We start from the raw sequence: 17,100 nt of genomic DNA, 5'->3' as shown, positions 1-17,100 counted from the left end.
CGGCAGACCAATCTCATGGCGCACGAATACATCGCGCCGCCCCGCGCGGCCGACCCTGCGCGCGTAATCGCCGCCGCGCTCGAATGGCTCGGCACCCCGTACCACGACCAGGCCAGTGCCAAGGGCGTCGGCTGCGATTGCCTCGGGCTTGCCCGCGGCGTCTGGCGCGATATCGTCGGGCCCGAGCCCATGGCGCCGCCGCCCTATTCGCGCGATTGGGGCGAGGTCGGCGCGCGCGAAACCTTCGCCGAAACGGTCCGGCCGTATCTGATCGAGATCGATCCCGGCGAAGCCGGCCCGGGGGCGCTGGTGCTCTTCCGCATGCGGCGCGGCGCCCCGGCGAAGCATTGCGGAATCATCCTCGACGACGGCCGTTTCGTCCATTCCTACGAGCGCACCGGCGTGGTCGCCATGCGCTTCGATCGCCCCTGGCGCCGCCGCGTGGCGTTCGCCTTTCTCTTCCCGGAAACTGCCTGATGGCTTCGGTTGTCCTCAATGTCGTCGGCGGCGCCATCGCCGGCCCGATCGGCGCCGCCGTCGGCTCGATCATCGGCGCGGTCATCGACAGCCGCATCGTGGCGGCGCTCACGCCCACGCAGCGCATCGAGGGCCGCCGCCTCGAGGACGTTCGCGTCACCACCTCGACCGAAGGCGCGGTGATCCCGCGCGTTTATGGCCGCATGCGGATCGGCGGCAACGTCATCTGGGCCACCGACTTCCGCGAGGAGCGGCGCGTCACCCGCCAGGGCGGCGGCGGCAAGGGCGGCGGCGGGGGTGGCGGCGGCGTCGAGGTCACCGAGTATTTCTATTTTTGCAGCTTCGCCGTGGCGTTGTGCGAGGGCCCGATCTCCGGGATCGGCCGCATCTGGGCCGACGGCAAGCCGTTCGACGTGCGCGGCGCCGTCTATCGCGTCCATCGCGGCACCGAGGACGAAGAGCCCGACCCGCTGATCGCCCAGAAGATGGGCGCGAACAACGCGCCGGCCTATCGCGGCACGGCCTATGTCGTGTTCGACGACCTCCCGCTCGAAAAGTTCGGCAACCGGATTCCGCAGCTCTCCTTCGAGGTGTTCCGTCCGCTCGACGATCCCGAGTCCGCCGAGCAGGTCATCCGCAGCGTCAACATGATCCCCTCGGCCGGCGAGTTCGTCTATGCGACCGAGCCGATCCTGCGCGGCGCCTTGGGCGAAACGCGCGCCGAGAACGTCAATTCGTCGGAAGGCGAGCCGGACTTCATCGTCTCGCTCAATCATCTCGAAGCCGTTGCGCCGAACGTCGAATCCGTGGCGCTCGTGGTCTCGTGGTTCGGCACCGATCTCCGCTGCGGGGAATGCCTGATCCGCCCGGGCGTCGAGGTCGCATCGAAGATCACCACGCCCGCAAGCTGGTCGGTGAACGGCGTAAGCCGCGCCGCCGCGCATCTCGTAAGCCGCCTGCCCGGCACCGACGATCCCGCCTACGGCGGCACGCCGGCGGATTTCGCGGTGGTGCAGGCGATCAAGGAACTGAAAGCGCGCGGCTATCGCGTGACCTTCTATCCCTTCGTCCTCATGGACGTGCCCGCCGGCAACACGCTGCCCGATCCCTATTCGGACAACGCCGCGACGATCGGCCAGCCTCGCTATCCCTGGCGCGGGCGCATCACCTGCTCGCCGGCGCCGGGCTTTGCCGGGAGCCCTGATAAGTCCAGCGCGGCGGCCACGCAGGTGAACGCGTTCTTCGGCGGCGCGCAGCCGTCGGATTTTCTTGTTTCCGGCGAAACGGTTTCGTGGATCGGCGATCCTGACGAGTGGGGCTTCCGCCGCATGATCCTGCACTATGTGCATCTCTGCGCGGCGGCGGGCGGCGTCGATGCCTTCCTGATCGGCTCGGAGCTGCGCTCCCTCACGCAGGTGCGATCGAGCGCCGACGCCTATCCCGCCGTCCAAGCGCTGCGCGACCTCGCCGCCGATTGTCGGGCGATCCTCGGATCGCAAACCAAGCTGAGCTACGCGGCCGATTGGTCGGAGTATTTCGGCCACCATCCGCAGGACGGCTCGGGCGACGTGTTCTTTCATCTCGATCCGCTCTGGGCGGATTCGAACATCGATTTCGTCGCCATCGACAACTACATGCCGCTTTCCGATTGGCGCGACGGCTTCGGCCACACCGACGCGCTCGCCGGCTGGCGTTCGATCCATGATCGCGAATATCTCGAAGCGAACATCGAGGGCGGCGAGGGCTTCGATTGGTACTATGCGAGCGCGGCTGATCGCGACGTGCAGAACCGCACGCCAATCACCGACGGCGCCTACGGCAAGCCGTGGGTCTTCCGCTTCAAGGACGTGCGCGCGTGGTGGTCGAACCAGCACTTCGACCGCCCGGGCGGCATCGAAAGTGGAACGCCGACCGCCTGGGTGCCGCGATCGAAGCCGATCCGCTTCACGGAAGCCGGATGCCCGGCGGTCGATAAGGGCACGAACCAGCCGAACGTCTTCGTCGATCCGAAGTCCTCCGAAAGCGGACTACCCTACTATTCGCGCGGTGCGCGCGACGATTTCATTCAGCGCCGCTATGTCGAGGCGCTCTATCACTACTGGTCTGCCAACAATCCGATCTCCTCCGTCTATGGCGGCCCGATGATCGAGATGGGCGAGCTCTCCATCTGGACGTGGGATGCGCGCCCCTATCCCGCTTTTCCCGGCCGCGCCGATGTCTGGGGCGACGTTGAGAACTGGCGGCTCGGGCATTGGCTGAACGGCCGGCTCGGCGCCTCGGGCCTCGCCGCGCTCGTCCGCGAAATCTGCCGCCGCGGCGGCCTGCCGGATTCGGAAATCGATGTGGCGCAGCTTGCCGCGACCGTGCCCGGCTATTTGATCGATGCGCTCGAAAGCGCGCGCGGCTCGATCGAGCCGCTCGCGCGCTTCTATGGCTTCGATGCCGTCGAATCGGACGGCGCCATCCGCTTCGTGCCGCGTGGCGGCATGCCGGTTGCTGTGGTCGGGCCGGTTGATCTTGTTGCCGCGCGCCGGCGGGAGGACGAGGACATCGAGTTCACCCGCGCGCAGGAAACCGAGCTGCCGCTCGCCCTGAAATGGCGGCTCGTTCGCGCCGACGAAGAATATGAGGGCATGACGGTCGAAGCGCGCCGGATCACCGTCGATACGGCGCGCATCCGCAGCGAGAATTTCCAGATCGCCGCGCCCGGCGCCGAGGCCGATGCGCGCTGCCGCCGGGCCTTGTTCGAGGCCTGGATCGAGCGCGAGCAGGCGACCTTTGTGCTCGCGCCGTCGCGGCTCGCCCTGGAGCCGACCGATGTCGTGCTGATCGAGCACGACGGCCGGCAATTGGAGTTCCGGCTTCGATCGGCGGCGGACACCGACGCGCGCGCGATCGAGGCCGTGCGCACCGACGCCGTGATCTACGGCGCAAGGCCGGGACCGGAGCGGGCGCCGTCCCTCCCGGAGCCGATCGTCTACGGCCCGCCGGTGGCGGCATTGATGGACTTGCCGGTCATCGCCGAGGGCGCGCCGGCGCACCGTCCCTATGCCGCCGTGCATGCATCGCCATGGTATGGCCGGGCGGCGGTCTATCGCAGCGCGACGCAGGACGGCTTCACCCTGCTCGACGCGATCGGCCGGCCGGCGCGCATCGGCACGCTCGCCTTCGATTTTTATGCGGGGCCCTATGCGCGCTTCGACCTCGGCAACGAGATCCATGTCGATCTCCTCGCCGGGACGCTCGAAAGCGTCACCGATATCGCGCTGTTCGCAGGCGCGAACTCGGCCGCGATCGAGTCCGAGCCCGGCGTCTGGGAGATCGTGCAGTTCGGCCAGGCCGAGCTGATCGACGTGCGCCGCTATCGCCTCAAGCGCCTGTTGCGCGGGCAGCTCGGGACCGAAGGGGCGATGCGCAACCCGGCGCCCGCGGGAAGCCGCGTCGTGATTCTCGACGCGGCGGTGACGCCGTTGTCGATCGGCGAAGCCGATGTGGGCATCACCTACAATTGGCGGATCGGGCCCGCGTCGCTGCCGGCAAGCGATCCGGCCTATCTCGCCGAGACCTTCACGCCGCGCGGCGTCGGCTTGCGCCCCCTGTCGGTCGGCCATGTGAGCCAGCCCTACCGGACCGCGCGCGAGCCCGGCGATCTCGAAATCCGCTGGAAGCGCCGCACGCGATCGCCCGCCGGCGACAACTGGGGCGCGCTGGAAGTCCCGCTCTTCGAGGAAGCGGAAGCCTATGAAATCGATATCGTCGACGGCGCGGCCGTCAAGCGCACGCTCGCAACCCCCACCACCAGCGTCGTCTACACCGCCGCCCAGCAGACCGCCGACTGGGGCGCGCCGCTCGCGCCGCCCGCTTCGCTCGACATCGTCATCTATCAGCTTTCGACGACCTTCGGCCGCGGCGCGCCGAAGGCCGTGACGCTGTTCTTCTGAAAGAGCCCGCATGTCCGACGAAACCACACACCTCAAGCTGCCCTACATTCTGGCGAGCCAAGCGCAGAAGCACGTCACGCACAACGAGGCGATCCGCCTGCTCGATGCGCTCGTGCAGATGTCGGCGATCAGCCGCAGCGAGACCGACCCGCCCGCAAGCCCGAACGACGGCGACCGCTATATCGTAGCTTCCGGCGGAGCCGGCGCCTGGGCGGGCTGGGATCTCAACGTCGCCTACTGGGTCGATGGCGTCTGGATGAAGCTCGTCCCGCAACCCGGCTGGCGGGCGTGGATCGAGGACGAGGCGCGGCTCGTGATCTGGACCGGCGCCGCGTGGGAGCCGGTCGAAGGAATCCCCGGATCGGGCGCCGTGATCCAGAACGCGGCGCTGATCGGTCTCGGCACGGCGGCCGACGCGCAGAATCCCTTCTCGGCGAAGATCAACAAGGCGCTGTGGACCGCGCGATATGCATCGGAAGGCGGCGACGGCGACCTATTCTATACGATGAACAAGGAGGCCGCGGGCGGCGATGTCGGCTTCGTCCTTCAGACGGATTTCGTGACCAAGGCGCTGCTCGGCCTCTTCGGATCGGACAACCTCCGCCTCGCGGTCTCGGCCGACGGCTCCGCCTTCAACGACGCCTTCGAGGTTGACCACGAAACCGGGATCATGAACCAGCCGCGCCTGCCGCGATTCAAGGGCTACACCAATTTCGACAACTACGTCGCGGTCGATACCTGGACGAAGATCGCGATCAACAACACCGAGTACAACGATCAGAACGCCTTCGATGCCGGAAACAATCGCTTCGTGGCGCCGGCGGCCGGCACCTATCTCTTCGGCGCCTCGCTCCTCTACAAGGTGAATTCGAGCACCGCCGCGCGCATGCGCGGCCGGCTTGTGCTGAACGGCACAACCGCGATCCGCGGATCGTTCGGCGAGATTTCCGGCGAACACGTTTCCGAAGCCACCGCGCTGTGGCTGCACGCCATAGCGCTTCTTGCCGAAGGCGACACCGTCGAGCTGCAAGGCTATTTCCGCGTCCAGGACGGCTATTTCGCCGCCGACCACACGGCCTTCTGGGGCTGCAAGGTCGGATAGGCGCGCGCCCGCGCGGCATCGCGCACAAAACCCGAGGAAGACGGCAATGACTCCTCTCAAGCCTGCCCCGGACGGCGATCCGGGGTCCGAGGACGGCAACGTCCGCATGGCCGAGGCCGAGTTCGAGGAGTTGCTCGCCCGCGCCGCCGAGCGCGGCGCGCGCCGGGCGCTGGCCGATGTCGGTCTCGAAGGCAGGGACGCGGCGCTCGACATCCGGGATCTGCGCTCGCTGATCGAATGCATCCGCTTCGTCCGCCGCACCGCGGTGCAGACGGCGGTGCGCCTGATCACCACCGGCATTTTGCTCGCCCTCCTCGCGGGCATCGCCATCAAGCTGAAGCTGTTCGGCAACGGCCCCTGATCGGGGGCGCCGCGGATCGGTCCGTCAACAAGCCCGCCATCCCGGCGGGCTTCGTCGTTTCAGGAGACATTTCTCATGCTGCCATCCCGCTACGCCTGGCTCGCCCGCGAGCCCGGGCCGAAGATGATCGTCGAGGCGCTGAAGCTCTTCGGCACGATGGAAAAGCCCGGCGCCGCAAACAACCCGACCATCGTCGCCTGGGCGAAGGAGGTCGGCGGCGAAGTCGCCGATGTCTACAAGGCCGACAGCATCCCCTGGTGCGGCCTGTTCATGGCCGTGGTCGCCAAGCGCGCCGGCAAGGAGCTTCCGAAGCATCCGCTTTGGGCGCTGTCGTGGTCCGCCTTCGGCGCCAAAGCGCCGGCGCCGGCGCTGGGCGATGTGCTCGTCTTCACGCGCAGCGGCGGCGGTCATGTCGGCCTCTATGTCGGCGAGGATGCGTCTGCCTTTCATGTGCTCGGCGGCAACCAGTCCGATCGGGTCTGCATCACGCGAATCGCCAAGGCCCGCCTCTATGCCGCGCGCCGGCCGCTCTATCGCGTTGAGCCCGCCAACGTCCGCCCGATCCATCTCGAAGCAACCGGCGCGCTGTCGCTGAACGAGGCCTGATCGTTTCCGCCTGTTTCCGCCCCTTTCCGCCTGCGGTTGGCGGCGCCGTCGGTGCTGTCATCCGCGCGTGAACCGGCCAATGCGCCCGGCCGTGAATGCGGCGCTCTCTCCATGGAGGCTCTCTATGCTCAAGGGTTGGAAGACGCTTGCCTTCAACGCCGCGCTTGCCGTGCTCGGCGTCCTTCAGGCGGCCGATTGGGTCGATCTGCTCGGCTCCGAGCGCGCCGGCATCGCGGTCACGGTGATCGGCATCATCGGCGCGGTGCTCCGCTTCATGACCGACACGCCGGCGATGAAGGGCAAATCCGCATGAACTGGCTCACGGTCCTGTCGGCGCTTGCCCGCATCGTTCTCGCCATCCTCGAAATGGCGCGCGAACGGCAGGCGAAGGGCGCCGGCAGGGCCGAAGCCATCGCGGAGTCCGCCACCCATGCGCTCGATCTCATCCGCAAGGCGCGCGATGCGCGCCGCGCTGCCGCTGATGCTACCGTTGATCCTGGCCGGCTGCGCGACGACGACGGCTTCCGTCGGGACTGATGCGGTCGCGTGCTCGGCATTCGAGCCGATCCGGTGGTCGGAGCGGGATACGGAGGAGACGATCCGGCAGGTGAAGGAGCATAATGCGGCTTGGAAGGCGCTTTGCGATTTCTGGAGGCTCTGAACGATTGGAACGGGGAGCCCCGATCGGTTCCCTCCTGGCGACTCTGACCAGCCAAGAGGGGAAGTCAGGCACTGATTTATCCCCTCGTCAGGGCTTGACAGACAGTGTAAAGTGAGTCTTGCCGTGAGTCGGCTATCGGGAGGATGCATGGAACGACGAAACCTCATGCTCGCCGCTCTTGCATCCGCCGGCGGGAACGCTTCGTTCACGCCAGTGCAGGTGCAGAAGCTTTTCTTTCTCATTGATCGCGAGGCGTCTCAATTCGTGGGAGGACCTCATTTCGCATTTAGCCCGTATGATTATGGGCCATTTGATCGTCAGGTCTATTCTGAGCTGGAACGTCTCGAAGCCGCAGGGCTCGTGGCCACTGATCATTCGATGCGATATCGGCTCTACCGCCTTACCAACAGTGGCTATGCGGAAGGCGCCGGTTTATTGTTAACAATACCGGAACCGGCGCGAACTTTCATTTCGCAGGCCGCCAACTGGGTTCGGTCGCTCTCCTTTCAGCAACTAGTTGCAGCGATTTACAATCGCTATCCCGAGATGAAGGCGAACAGCATTTTCCAGCAATGACTGTCGTCGTGGGCTTTCTTTGTCGCGATGGGGCGGTGGTCGCTTCGGATAGCATGCTTACCTCTAGCATGGGGCAAATCCCCATTGCGCATCACACTGGCAAGAAGATCGCCGTGCTTGGTGGCAACCAAGTGTTCGCATTCGCCGGCGACCAAGGTCAAGGAGATCGGTTCCGATTCGTAGCTGACGGAAATCATGCGGCTATACCTAACACGCATCATCCGCTGCACTATCCACTGACATTGGCTCAATTGGTGTTGCAACAGTTCCAAAGCACGGGAATTGTCGGCGCGTTTAACGCGCTAAATTTGAGCACAGTCCTTGCGTTCCCGCACAATGGCACTCATCAGTGCTGTGTTTTCGACGGTCCCCTCCAGCCTCGTCTACTTGACGCGCATCATTATTATGTCGCGATTGGATCAGGAAAACTTGCTGCTGATCCATTCCTCCGATTCCTGGTTGATGTCTTCTGCCAAAATGGTCAGCCGAATGTACGCGAGGCCGTATTCCTCGCGGCATGGACGGTTGAGCACGTCATTCACACGAATCCGGGCGGAGTTGCCGGCCCCATCCGCATCGCGGTTCTTGAAACCGACGGGGCTGGTCAATGGATTGCGCGTGAATTGCCCGATACAGAGATCGAAGAACATCGCCAAGCAATGGAAAGCGCGGGCCAAGCGCTCCGAGCTTGGAGGGACGGCCTTCAGTCGGGAGCCGCGGCAGTGGATGCTCCTGCACCGCCTGAGCTCCCAACGCAGTCCTGAGAATCCTTTGGCGAAGGACGACGAGCTAAGCTACCATTCAAGAAACGACGTCGCGACGGTAGATACCCGGCGGTGCGCTCCTTTGCTCAAGCTGCCCAACTGACAGAAAGAACCTCCGCTTGTTCAAGTACGAGCTGAGTAGCCCTTTCCTGCTTGTCAGGCGGATAGCCATGCTTACGAAGAATTCGCTTCACCATGACTCGCAGCTGCGCTCTCACATTCTCCCGTAGGGTCCAATCAATTGTCACATTCTTCCGCATCCCATCTAGAAGCTCGCGAGCGATCGCGCGCAGGGTGTCATCACCAAGGACCTTTACAGCGCTGTCGTTCGTTTCCAGAGCATCGTAAAAGGCGAGTTCATCCTCGCTGAGGCCAAGTTCCTCGCCCCGCGCATTGGCGGCGCGCATGTCCTTGGCTAGCTGGATCAGCTCTTCGATCACTTGCGCCGCTTCGATGGCCCGGTTCTGGTAGCGACGGATCGACTGCTCCAACAACTCGGCGAAGGACCGAGCTTGTACGATATTCTTGCGCCGCCGACTCTTGATCTCGCCCTGCAGAAGCTTCTGCAGAAGCTCCACGGCCAGATTCCGTTGCGGCATCCCCCGCACCTCGGCGAGGAACTCGTCGGAGAGGATCGAAATATCCGGCTTCTCGAGCCCGGCCGCCGCGAAGATATCGACCACCCCTTCCGGCGCGACCGCACGGGAAATGATCTGACGGACGGCGTGATCGAGCTCCTCTTCGGGCCGAGCATCGCCCGGCGCGCGCTTGGCAAGTGCCGCCTGCACAGCCTGGAAGAATGCGACATCGTCCCGAATCCGCAGCGCCTCTTCATGGGGGACGGCGAGCGAAAAGGCTTGCGAGAGCTCGCGCACCGCACGCAGGCACCGCTCCTTGCCGTTTTCCTGAACGAGTATGTGTTCCTGCGCGGCGGGCAAGAGGCTGAGCCGTTCCTGCGGCGTCCCGGTTGTCCATTTTGTTCGGTCGAAGCCGTGGAACAGGGCGCAGCAGACCTCGTACTTCTCCTGCATCACGGCGACCGCTTCCTCTTGATCGAGGGCCGTTCGTCCGCGACCGCCGCTTTCCGTGTAGGTAGCGAGCGCCTGCTTCAGCTCATGCGCCAAGCCGAGGTAGTCCACGACCAGCCCGCCGGGCTTGTCACGGAAGACGCGATTGACGCGCGCGATGGCCTGCATCAGGCCATGTCCACGCATCGGCTTATCGATATACATCGTGTGAAGACTTGGCGCGTCGAAACCGGTCAACCACATGTCGCGGACGATCACAATCTGAAAGGGATCGCCGGGATCACGGAAACGCTTGGCGAGTGTCTCGCGTCGCGGCTTGTTCCGAATGTGAGATTGCCATTCGACGGGATCGCTAGCCGAGCCGGTCATGACGACCTTCAACGCGCCCTTCTCATCCTCCTCATGGTGCCAAGCGGGCCGCAGTCGGACAATTTCGTTGTAGAGTTCGACACAGATGCGCCGGCTCATACAAACGATCATGGCCTTGCCGTCGAGCGCCTCAAGTCGCTTCTCGAAGTGATCGACGATGTCTTGTGCAACGAGCTTGAGGCGTTTCTCGGCGCCGACGATTGCTTCGAGCTGTGCCCACTTGGTCTTGAGCTTTTCCTTCCGTTCGATCTCCTCGCCCTCGGTGACCTCCTCGAATTCAGGATCGATGCGCGGGCGTTCGGCGTCGTCGAGGGCGATCTTGGCAAGCCGGCTCTCGTAGTAGATTGGCACCGTCGCGCCGTCGTCGACTGCGCGCTGGATGTCGTAAACGCTGATATAATCGCCGAAAACCGCGCGCGTGTTGGCGTCCTTGAGCTCGATCGGTGTCCCCGTGAACCCGATGAAGGAGGCATGCGGAAGCGCATCGCGCATGTGTCGGGCGAAGCCGTCGATGAAATCGTACTGGCTCCGATGCGCCTCGTCGGCGATGACTACGATGTTGCGGCGCTCCGAAAGCGTCGGGTGGCGGTCGCCCTTTTCCTCAGGAAAGAACTTGTGGATCGTTGTGAACACGACTCCGCCCGACTCGACCGATAGAAGCTCACGCAGATGCGCCCGGCTTTCCGCCTGCACTGGCGGTTGACGCAGAAGGTCCTGGCAGCGTGCGAAGGTGCCGAAGAGTTGGTCGTCGAGATCGTTTCGGTCGGTCAGCACCACGATGGTAGGGTTCCCCATCGCGGGCTCGCGAATGATGCGGCCTGCATAGAACGCCATGGTCAGGCTCTTGCCCGACCCCTGCGTGTGCCAGACAACGCCGATACGCCGATCGCCAGGCCTGCCGCCCGCCGGATGGCCTGATTGATAGTGTCCCGGCTCCTCGGCAAGCCCAGCGGGTTGCGCGGCCCGCATCGCAGCGGCGCGCAGTGTCTGCTCGACTGCTACTTGCACGGCATGGAACTGATGATAGCCCGCGATCTTCTTGACGATGCGCGCGCCGCCATCGTCCTCGAACACAATGAAGTCGCGCACCAGATCGAGGAAGCGCCGCGGCGCAAACACGCCTTCGATCACCACCTGGATCTCGGGCAGATGGGGATCGGCGACCGTCTCGCCCGTAATAGTTCGCCATGGCTTAAACCACTCTCGTCCTGCGCCGACGGCCCCAACACGCGCTTGTGTGCCGTCCGAAACAACGAGCACGGCGTTCGTCAGGAAAAGCGTTGGGATCTCGGCCTGGTAGGTTTCGAGCTGTGCAAAGGCAGTCCAGATCGTCGCATCTTCGTCCGCCGCGTTTTTGAGCTCGATCACGGCGAGAGGCAGGCCGTTGACGAATAGAACGACATCAGGCCGACGGCTGTGCTGGTTTTCCGAAACGCTGAACTGGTTGACGGCGAGGAGATCGTTTCCAAGCGGATCGTCGAAATCGATCACGCGTGCTTGTGCGCCTCGTATTGAACCGTCGGCGTCTCGGTATTCCACCGTCACCCCATCGACAAGTAATCGATGCAGCGCGCGGTTACGTATGATGAGATCGACGCCTTCAGGGCGCGTGAGCTTGCGGAAGGCATCGTCGAGTGCCTCCGGTGGCAATGCTGGATTCAAGCGCGCAAGGCCGTCGCGGAGCCGGCGTTCGAGGATAACCTCGCGATAGTCTGATCGCTCCGCCCCGGGTTCTCCGGGCGCAATATCGGAGCCATGGCTAACCTGCCAACCGGCACTTTCGAGCCAAGCCAGCGCTGCTTGTTCAACGACTGTTTCAGTGACGCCGCGATCGTTCATGGTGCCGCCTCCACCGCTTGATCCGGCGCGCCGTCATCGTCGTTTTCCCCTGCGGTTTCGAACTCGGCGAGGTACACCCGGTAGCTCTCCGGTTCCAGCGTGAACAAGATCTCGCTTGGGCGGAACTCGCTGTCAAAAACCCGGATCATTCCGTGAGCGTCATCGACATGGTCGTTGAACTCCGGATGGTCGCCATAGGCCAAAGCGCGCGCGGTGGGTGTCCGGTCCTGCCGATGTACACGGTGGAGAAAACCCACGATGGCGTCCGCTGCTTCGGCCGCCAGCAAAGCCTGGACGGCTTCCATAGGCGGGCGCGGATTGCCTGAACCGTGCGAGGCGAAACCGCACTGGTTTCGCAACTCGCAGATGCCCTGGATGGCGGTGTTCAGCCCCGCCAAGGTCTGCGCAAGGCTTTTGCGCACCTCGGCAGCATCGCTGGCAGTCGGAGGAAGGAAAGGAAGGTGCTGCGTTGCAATCCTAAACAGCCTCGGTAGATCATCCGCCTCGGAATGCGCTACGGCACGCTCGCCTAAGACGGCTCGGCAAGTGCTTTCGATTAAGGTCTTCGCGAGGTCGAAGGCGAGACCAGGGTTCTCCACCACGGCACGCTCGATGCCTTCGACCTGTTGAGCGATGTGCGCCAGGCCGCTCGCCATCGCTTCGCGGGCGCCATGCATGACGAAGGGAGTGGGCGCGTCTTCGGCCATCAGAGCGCCCTTTCGAGAAACTTCTTGGCGTCCTTCACCCGCAGTTCGCCGGAGATAAGCTTGGGCAACAGCGTGTCGCGGAGGGCGGCGAGGGTGCGTTCTTCTTCACGTGCAATTCTGATTCGACTGCGAAGATTTCTCGCAATCTGATCGAACTCCTTAACCACAGCACCGTCTGGTATTACGACTTCAAGGCGATAAACGTTGCTTCGATTGAGACCAGGAACGGCGGCATCCGTGTTCATGCCTTGCAGTCCCTGCGTCTCAAGCAGGTAAAAGCAGAAAGTCAGAGCCAGCCTCGGAACGACGTAGAAGACAGTGTCGATAGGAAAACAGGGGTCGTCCTCCCAATAGATGGTGCCGACGCTCCCTTTCCGACCGACGATAATTGCTGGTCCCCCCACCAGTGCGCTGTCGTGGTACCCATTGATCCCGCCGGAGCCATAAACCGGGAACGGGCCGGGCCGCCGATCCGTGGCCTTGAGCGCCTTACCGTAGGCAAGCTCAAGCACATCGGCCACCGTGCCCCACTGCCACCCCTCTGGGATTTCATCTTCCTCGGTCTCGACGAGTCGGTCAGGAAACAGATCGGCGATCCGTGGCGGCAGGCCGGGGTCGCGGCCGTCTTGCTTAGCGCGCACGGGTTCGAAATCGACAAACCAGGCCTTGAAAATGGCGCGCGCCATGGCCTCCAGCGTCGCTGCCATCTTCCGGTTCAGTTCAATCTTGTCGTCGAGCGCCCCCAGGATGTGCGCGATGGCTCGTTGTTCTGCGGAATCGGGGACTCCTACGACTATGGTCTCAAGGTCACGCTTCGTGACGTGGCCTAGACCCGTTGTCTGCTTGTTCCGAGCGATGCCAACAAAATTAGGTTTCAGATAGCGTAGAAGATAGAAGAAGAACGTCGCGTCAATTCCCTCCCGCGGCGTCACCTTGAATACGTGCTGATTGAGCCATCCCTCAGGTCCGCGCCACCAGAAGGCATCAATTGAAGTCTCCGGTTGTCCAGACCAGGAGAACAGGAGATCTCCAGATCGCACAAGAACGCTCTCATCGAATGTCTGCTCTGTGAATTTGGTTTGCTCGCTAATCCCTCCCTTGATCTCAGCAATCTTGATCACAGGTCGCCCGCTAGCGGAGAACTGGATATCTCTAAACGCAATGCCGTTGACCCATTGCGCAAGCGGATACAGTGGGGAACGCTGCCAATCTTGGGGAAAGACTGGGTGAAAGAGCCATCCACGATCAACTTCCAGAGCTTGGCTCTCACCCGCCATACCCCAGCTCCTTCAAGTTGGCGGCGATGGCGGCGTCGAGCTTCGCGGCCTCCGCCTGTTGCGCGTGGAGTTGCGCGACGAGGCGACCCATTTTCTCTGCAAACGGCTCGCCGTCGTCTTCCTGCGCCTCGGCGCCAACATAGCGGCCCGGGGTGAGCACATGGCCGTGCTTGCGGATTTCGTCGAGGCTCGCCGCCTTACAGAAGCCGGGAATGTCTTCATAGGCCGTACGGCCGTCCACCGCCTCCGGCGGCACATCCTTCTCGCCGCGCCACAGGTGATACATGCCGGCGATCTTGGCGATGTCCGCATCTGTGAGTTCGCGATGGGTCCGGTCCACCATGCGGCCCATCTTGCGCGCGTCGATGAACAGCACATGGCCTCGCCGGTCGCGGAAGCGATGGTTCTTCTTGTCGCGCGCCAAGAACCACAAACAAGCCGGTATTTGCGTTGAGTAGAAGAGCTGGCCCGGCAGCGCCACCATGCAGTCGACGAGATCGGCCTCGACGATGTTCTTGCGGATTTCCCCTTCGCCGGACTGGTTCGACGACATGGAGCCGTTGGCGAGCACGAAGCCCGCCGTGCCGGTTGGCGCCAGATGGTGGATGATGTGCTGCACCCAGGCGAAGTTGGCGTTGCCGGCGGGCGGCACGCCATATTGCCAGCGCTTGTCGCCCCTCAGCCTGTCGCCGCCCCAATCGCTCACATTGAAGGGCGGATTGGCGAGGATGAAATCCGCCTTGAGATCGGGAAAGCGGTCGTTGTGGAACGTGTCGCCATGCGCGATCTGGCCATCGATGCCGCGGATGGCGAGGTTCATCTTCGCGAGCCGCCATGTGGTGTAGTTCGACTCCTGGCCATAGATCGAGATGTCGGCCTTGGCCTTGCCGCCGTTGCCGTTGCCGTTGGCGTGCGCGCGGATGAATTCCATCGACTGCACGAACATGCCGGACGAGCCGCAGCAGGGATCGTAGACGCGCCCCTTGTAGGGCTCCAGCATCTCGACGAGCAGCTTGACGACGCAGCGCGGCGTGTAGAATTCGCCGCCCTTCTTGCCTTCGGCGCTCGCGAACTGCGACAGAAAATATTCGTAGACGCGTCCCAACACATCCTTAGCGCGGGCTTCCTCATCGCCAATCTTGATGTTGCTGATCAGATCGATGAGCTGGCCGAGGCGCGCTTTGTCCAACGCCGGCCGCGCGTAGTCCTTGGGCAGAACACCTTTAAGGGCTGGGTTGTCACGCTCGATGCCAGCCATGGCATCGTCGATCAGCCGACCGATCGTCGGCTGACGGGCCTGCGCCTTGAGATGCGCCCAGCGGGCCTCCGGCGGCACCCAGAAAACGTTCTGGGCGCGGTATTCGTCAGGGTCTTCTGGATCGGCGCCTTGCGCGCGTTCGGCTTCGAGTCTTGCGTGCATCTCCTCGAAGGCATCGGAAATGTACTTCAGGAAGATCAGCCCCAGGACGACGTGCTTGTATTCCGCAGCGTCCATGCTGCCGCGCAACGCATCGGCCATCTTCCACAGCTGGGCCTCGTAGCCAACTGTCGCGCCGTTGTTTGCTTCTGCGGTTGCGTTCTCCGCCGCTTTCCGTGGCCGTCCGCGCGCCATGCCTACCCCCTCGTTTTCTTCTTACCCGGCGCCATCGCCTTGTCGACGATAGTCTTGATGCGCTCGAACTCCTCGACCGCGAGGACCACCACGACGGGACGGCCGTGCTTTTCGACGACCACGGGCTCCGCGCGCGCGGTGTCAATAAGCCGGCCGAACTGATGTTTGGCCTCCCGGGCCGACATGGCCTTCATGTACCGCCCCGCGGATTTTGGGACATAATGGCCATAATGAACCTATCGCGATTCCAAAGTCAATTCGGTAGAGACCAGCAACACCGGAGCGGTCGTGTCCGCGTTCTGCGGACGTATTGCGGAGTTGACATGCGAACGCCCCGGACGCGGGTCTGGGGCGTTTGCGTAAGTGATTGATTTCAATTCTGGAACTTGGTTGCGGGGGCAGGATTTGAACCTGCGACCTTCAGGTTATGAGCCAAGCGAAAACCCATTCTGGGCACAAAATCCCAACAACACACAACAACCATACCATTGAAATAGCGCGCTTTTCTGATTGAGCCCTTCAGGCTCTTGTTGAGGTTTTTTGCTTCTCAGTGTGCCAAAAGTGTGCCAAAAACAGGTTGGCATATCCGCGCCGCTCCTCTCCTCCTCGTGTTCCCGAGGCACACCATGGCGACCATCCAGAAGCGTGAAGGCAAGAAAGGCCCATCCTATCGGGTCATGGTTCGGATGAAGGGTTTCCCCGACCAGGTACGAACCTTCAAGCGGCTGACCGACGCCAAGCAGTGGGCGTCGGACACCGAGAGCGGCATCCGCAAGGGCGAGTTCAAGAACGTCGTCCGCACGGCCGCCAGCAAGACCCTCCAGGACGTGATCGACCGCTTCCGGAAGGAAGTGTTCGTCCACCGGGCTGAGAGCACCAAGCGGGCGGAAGGCTCCTTTCTCGCCTACTGGGAGAAGACCCTCGGGCAATACTCCCTCGCCTACATCACCGCCGACATGGTCAGCGACAAGCTCGCGGAGCTGGCCGCGGCCGGCGATGGCCGACGCAAGCCGCCCGAGGAAGGCGAAGAGGCCAAAGCCCCGAAGGCGGCGCCCAAACCGAAGAGCCGCAAGACGATGAAGCACTACCGCGACATGCTGGCGGTGCTGTTCAAATACGCGATCCAGTGGGGCTGGACGGCGTCGAGCCCGCTCGACGGCGTGAATCGGATCACCAAGATCAGGAACGAGCGGATGCGCTATCTGAGCGACGCGGAGCGAAAGCGCCTGCTCGATGCCTGCAAGGCCAGCGACAACGAGCACCTCTACCCGGTGGTGGTGTTCGCGCTCTCCACCGGCGCGCGGAAGAGCGAAATCCTCGGCCTGACGCTGGCCGATCTCAACCTCGACCGCGACACGGCTGTGCTCCGCGACACCAAGAACGGCGACACGCGGGCGGTGCCGGTCGTCCACCACCTGCGCGACGTGCTCGAAGTACAGGTCGAGAAGGTGAACGGCATCTACAAGGAGCTGAGCTCACCGCCGGGGCCGCGTTGGCTGTTCCCGCGGCGGGACGGGCTGGAACCCATCGACATTCGCAAGGCATGGGAGAACGCGAGGGATGCGGCCAAGCTGGAGGATTTCCGTTTCCATGACCTGCGCCACTCGACGGCGAGCTACCTTGCCATGAACGGCGCGAGCCTCGTGGAGATTGCCGACATCCTGGGCCACCGGACGCTCCAGATGGTACGTCGCTACGCGCACCTGTCGGAGAGCCACGTCAAGGGCGTGGTCACGCAATTGAACGAGAAGCTGTTCTGAGGCATAAGGGGGGTTCCTGC

15 protein-coding genes are annotated in these 17,100 nt (G+C 63.5%); 10 read left to right on the top strand and 5 right to left on the bottom strand.

Annotated features, from left to right (window positions below; genetic code table 11):
* Window positions 1–15 precede the first annotated feature (15 nt).
* From BOQ54_RS04770 to BOQ54_RS19675, 9 genes are all read left to right on the top strand, one after another.
* A complete protein-coding gene (locus BOQ54_RS04770; protein WP_071923394.1) occupies window positions 16–477 on the top strand; it encodes a peptidase in 462 nt (153 codons plus the stop codon).
* On the top strand, window positions 477–4,418 hold the full coding sequence (locus BOQ54_RS04765) for a baseplate multidomain protein megatron (protein ID WP_071923393.1): 3,942 nt from the start codon (window positions 477–479) through the stop codon (window positions 4,416–4,418). The genes BOQ54_RS04770 and BOQ54_RS04765 overlap by 1 nt, the downstream gene beginning before the upstream one ends.
* 10 nt (window positions 4,419–4,428) lie before the next feature.
* Window positions 4,429–5,520, top strand: a complete 1,092-nt coding sequence (locus BOQ54_RS04760) for a DUF2793 domain-containing protein (RefSeq protein ID WP_071923392.1) — start codon at window positions 4,429–4,431, stop codon at window positions 5,518–5,520.
* A gap of 106 nt (window positions 5,521–5,626) precedes the next feature.
* On the top strand, window positions 5,627–5,881 hold the full coding sequence (locus BOQ54_RS04755; RefSeq protein WP_186438027.1) for a DUF6127 family protein: 255 nt from the start codon (window positions 5,627–5,629) through the stop codon (window positions 5,879–5,881).
* 75 nt (window positions 5,882–5,956) lie between these two features.
* Entirely contained in the window at window positions 5,957–6,487 is a 531-nt protein-coding gene (locus BOQ54_RS04750; protein ID WP_071923390.1) for a TIGR02594 family protein, read from the top strand.
* Window positions 6,488–6,611: 124 nt separating this feature from the next.
* Window positions 6,612–6,800 (top strand): hypothetical protein, encoded by a 189-nt coding sequence (locus BOQ54_RS04745; protein WP_071923389.1) that lies wholly within the window; start codon window positions 6,612–6,614, stop codon window positions 6,798–6,800.
* The gene (locus BOQ54_RS04740; RefSeq protein WP_071923388.1) at window positions 6,797–7,024 is read left to right on the top strand and encodes a hypothetical protein; all 228 of its coding nucleotides are present in this window, start codon (window positions 6,797–6,799) and stop codon (window positions 7,022–7,024) included. Before BOQ54_RS04745 ends, BOQ54_RS04740 begins: the two co-directional genes overlap by 4 nt.
* Before the next feature lie 271 nt (window positions 7,025–7,295).
* A complete protein-coding gene (locus BOQ54_RS19680) occupies window positions 7,296–7,724 on the top strand; it encodes a hypothetical protein (protein WP_145979729.1) in 429 nt (142 codons plus the stop codon).
* Window positions 7,721–8,488 carry a hypothetical protein gene (locus BOQ54_RS19675; RefSeq protein WP_145979728.1) on the top strand — a complete coding sequence of 256 codons (768 nt, stop codon included), beginning with the start codon at window positions 7,721–7,723 and terminating at the stop codon, window positions 8,486–8,488. Before BOQ54_RS19680 ends, BOQ54_RS19675 begins: the two co-directional genes overlap by 4 nt.
* Window positions 8,489–8,574: 86 nt before the next feature.
* Here BOQ54_RS19675 and BOQ54_RS04725 read toward each other — a convergent pair whose 3' ends face one another.
* Genes BOQ54_RS04725 through BOQ54_RS04705 form a run of 5 tightly spaced genes read right to left on the bottom strand, consistent with a single transcriptional unit; the run spans window position 8,575 to window position 15,514 of the window.
* Window positions 8,575–11,724: a type I restriction endonuclease subunit R gene (locus tag BOQ54_RS04725; protein ID WP_071923385.1), complete on the bottom strand. Its 3,150-nt coding sequence runs from the start codon at window positions 11,722–11,724 to the stop codon at window positions 8,575–8,577.
* Window positions 11,721–12,431: an abortive infection family protein gene (locus BOQ54_RS04720; RefSeq protein WP_071923384.1), complete on the bottom strand. Its 711-nt coding sequence runs from the start codon at window positions 12,429–12,431 to the stop codon at window positions 11,721–11,723. The genes BOQ54_RS04725 and BOQ54_RS04720 overlap by 4 nt, the downstream gene beginning before the upstream one ends.
* Entirely contained in the window at window positions 12,431–13,708 is a 1,278-nt protein-coding gene (locus BOQ54_RS04715; RefSeq protein WP_071923383.1) for a restriction endonuclease subunit S, read from the bottom strand. Before BOQ54_RS04715 ends, BOQ54_RS04720 begins: the two co-directional genes overlap by 1 nt.
* Window positions 13,698–15,320 (bottom strand): type I restriction-modification system subunit M, encoded by a 1,623-nt coding sequence (locus tag BOQ54_RS04710; protein WP_071923382.1) that lies wholly within the window; start codon window positions 15,318–15,320, stop codon window positions 13,698–13,700. The genes BOQ54_RS04715 and BOQ54_RS04710 overlap by 11 nt, the downstream gene beginning before the upstream one ends.
* A gap of 2 nt (window positions 15,321–15,322) precedes the next feature.
* Window positions 15,323–15,514: a type II toxin-antitoxin system Phd/YefM family antitoxin gene (locus BOQ54_RS04705; protein ID WP_071923381.1), complete on the bottom strand. Its 192-nt coding sequence runs from the start codon at window positions 15,512–15,514 to the stop codon at window positions 15,323–15,325.
* A gap of 432 nt (window positions 15,515–15,946) precedes the next feature.
* On the opposite strand from BOQ54_RS04705, the gene BOQ54_RS04700 reads away from it, so the two are divergent.
* Window positions 15,947–17,080 carry a tyrosine-type recombinase/integrase gene (locus BOQ54_RS04700; protein WP_071923380.1) on the top strand — a complete coding sequence of 378 codons (1,134 nt, stop codon included), beginning with the start codon at window positions 15,947–15,949 and terminating at the stop codon, window positions 17,078–17,080.
* Window positions 17,081–17,100 lie beyond the last annotated feature (20 nt).

It is taken from the genome of Chelatococcus daeguensis, assembly GCF_001887265.1.
GTDB classification, from domain to species: domain Bacteria; phylum Pseudomonadota; class Alphaproteobacteria; order Rhizobiales; family Beijerinckiaceae; genus Chelatococcus_A; species Chelatococcus_A sambhunathii.
The sequence above is the reverse complement of the archived record's forward strand: the minus strand, read 5'-3'. Positions and strand labels throughout refer to the sequence as shown.

Bases quoted from the DNA above. Each gene is read 5' to 3' on its own strand.
- BOQ54_RS04725 (WP_071923385.1), bottom strand. From the start codon at position 11,724: ATGAACGATCGCGGCGTCACTGAAACAGTCGTTGAACAAGCAGCGCTG.
- BOQ54_RS04720 (WP_071923384.1), bottom strand. From the start codon at position 12,431: ATGGCCGAAGACGCGCCCACTCCCTTCGTCATGCATGGCGCCCGCGAA.
- BOQ54_RS04745 (WP_071923389.1), top strand. From the start codon at position 6,612: ATGCTCAAGGGTTGGAAGACGCTTGCCTTCAACGCCGCGCTTGCCGTG.
- BOQ54_RS04705 (WP_071923381.1), bottom strand. From the start codon at position 15,514: ATGAAGGCCATGTCGGCCCGGGAGGCCAAACATCAGTTCGGCCGGCTT.
- BOQ54_RS04700 (WP_071923380.1), top strand. From the start codon at position 15,947: ATGGCGACCATCCAGAAGCGTGAAGGCAAGAAAGGCCCATCCTATCGG.
- BOQ54_RS19675 (WP_145979728.1), top strand. From the start codon at position 7,721: ATGACTGTCGTCGTGGGCTTTCTTTGTCGCGATGGGGCGGTGGTCGCT.
- BOQ54_RS04715 (WP_071923383.1), bottom strand. From the start codon at position 13,708: ATGGCGGGTGAGAGCCAAGCTCTGGAAGTTGATCGTGGATGGCTCTTT.
- BOQ54_RS19680 (WP_145979729.1), top strand. From the start codon at position 7,296: ATGGAACGACGAAACCTCATGCTCGCCGCTCTTGCATCCGCCGGCGGG.
- BOQ54_RS04740 (WP_071923388.1), top strand. From the start codon at position 6,797: ATGAACTGGCTCACGGTCCTGTCGGCGCTTGCCCGCATCGTTCTCGCC.
- BOQ54_RS04750 (WP_071923390.1), top strand. From the start codon at position 5,957: ATGCTGCCATCCCGCTACGCCTGGCTCGCCCGCGAGCCCGGGCCGAAG.
- BOQ54_RS04710 (WP_071923382.1), bottom strand. From the start codon at position 15,320: ATGGCGCGCGGACGGCCACGGAAAGCGGCGGAGAACGCAACCGCAGAA.
- BOQ54_RS04765 (WP_071923393.1), top strand. From the start codon at position 477: ATGGCTTCGGTTGTCCTCAATGTCGTCGGCGGCGCCATCGCCGGCCCG.
- BOQ54_RS04770 (WP_071923394.1), top strand. From the start codon at position 16: ATGGCGCACGAATACATCGCGCCGCCCCGCGCGGCCGACCCTGCGCGC.
- BOQ54_RS04760 (WP_071923392.1), top strand. From the start codon at position 4,429: ATGTCCGACGAAACCACACACCTCAAGCTGCCCTACATTCTGGCGAGC.
- BOQ54_RS04755 (WP_186438027.1), top strand. From the start codon at position 5,627: ATGGCCGAGGCCGAGTTCGAGGAGTTGCTCGCCCGCGCCGCCGAGCGC.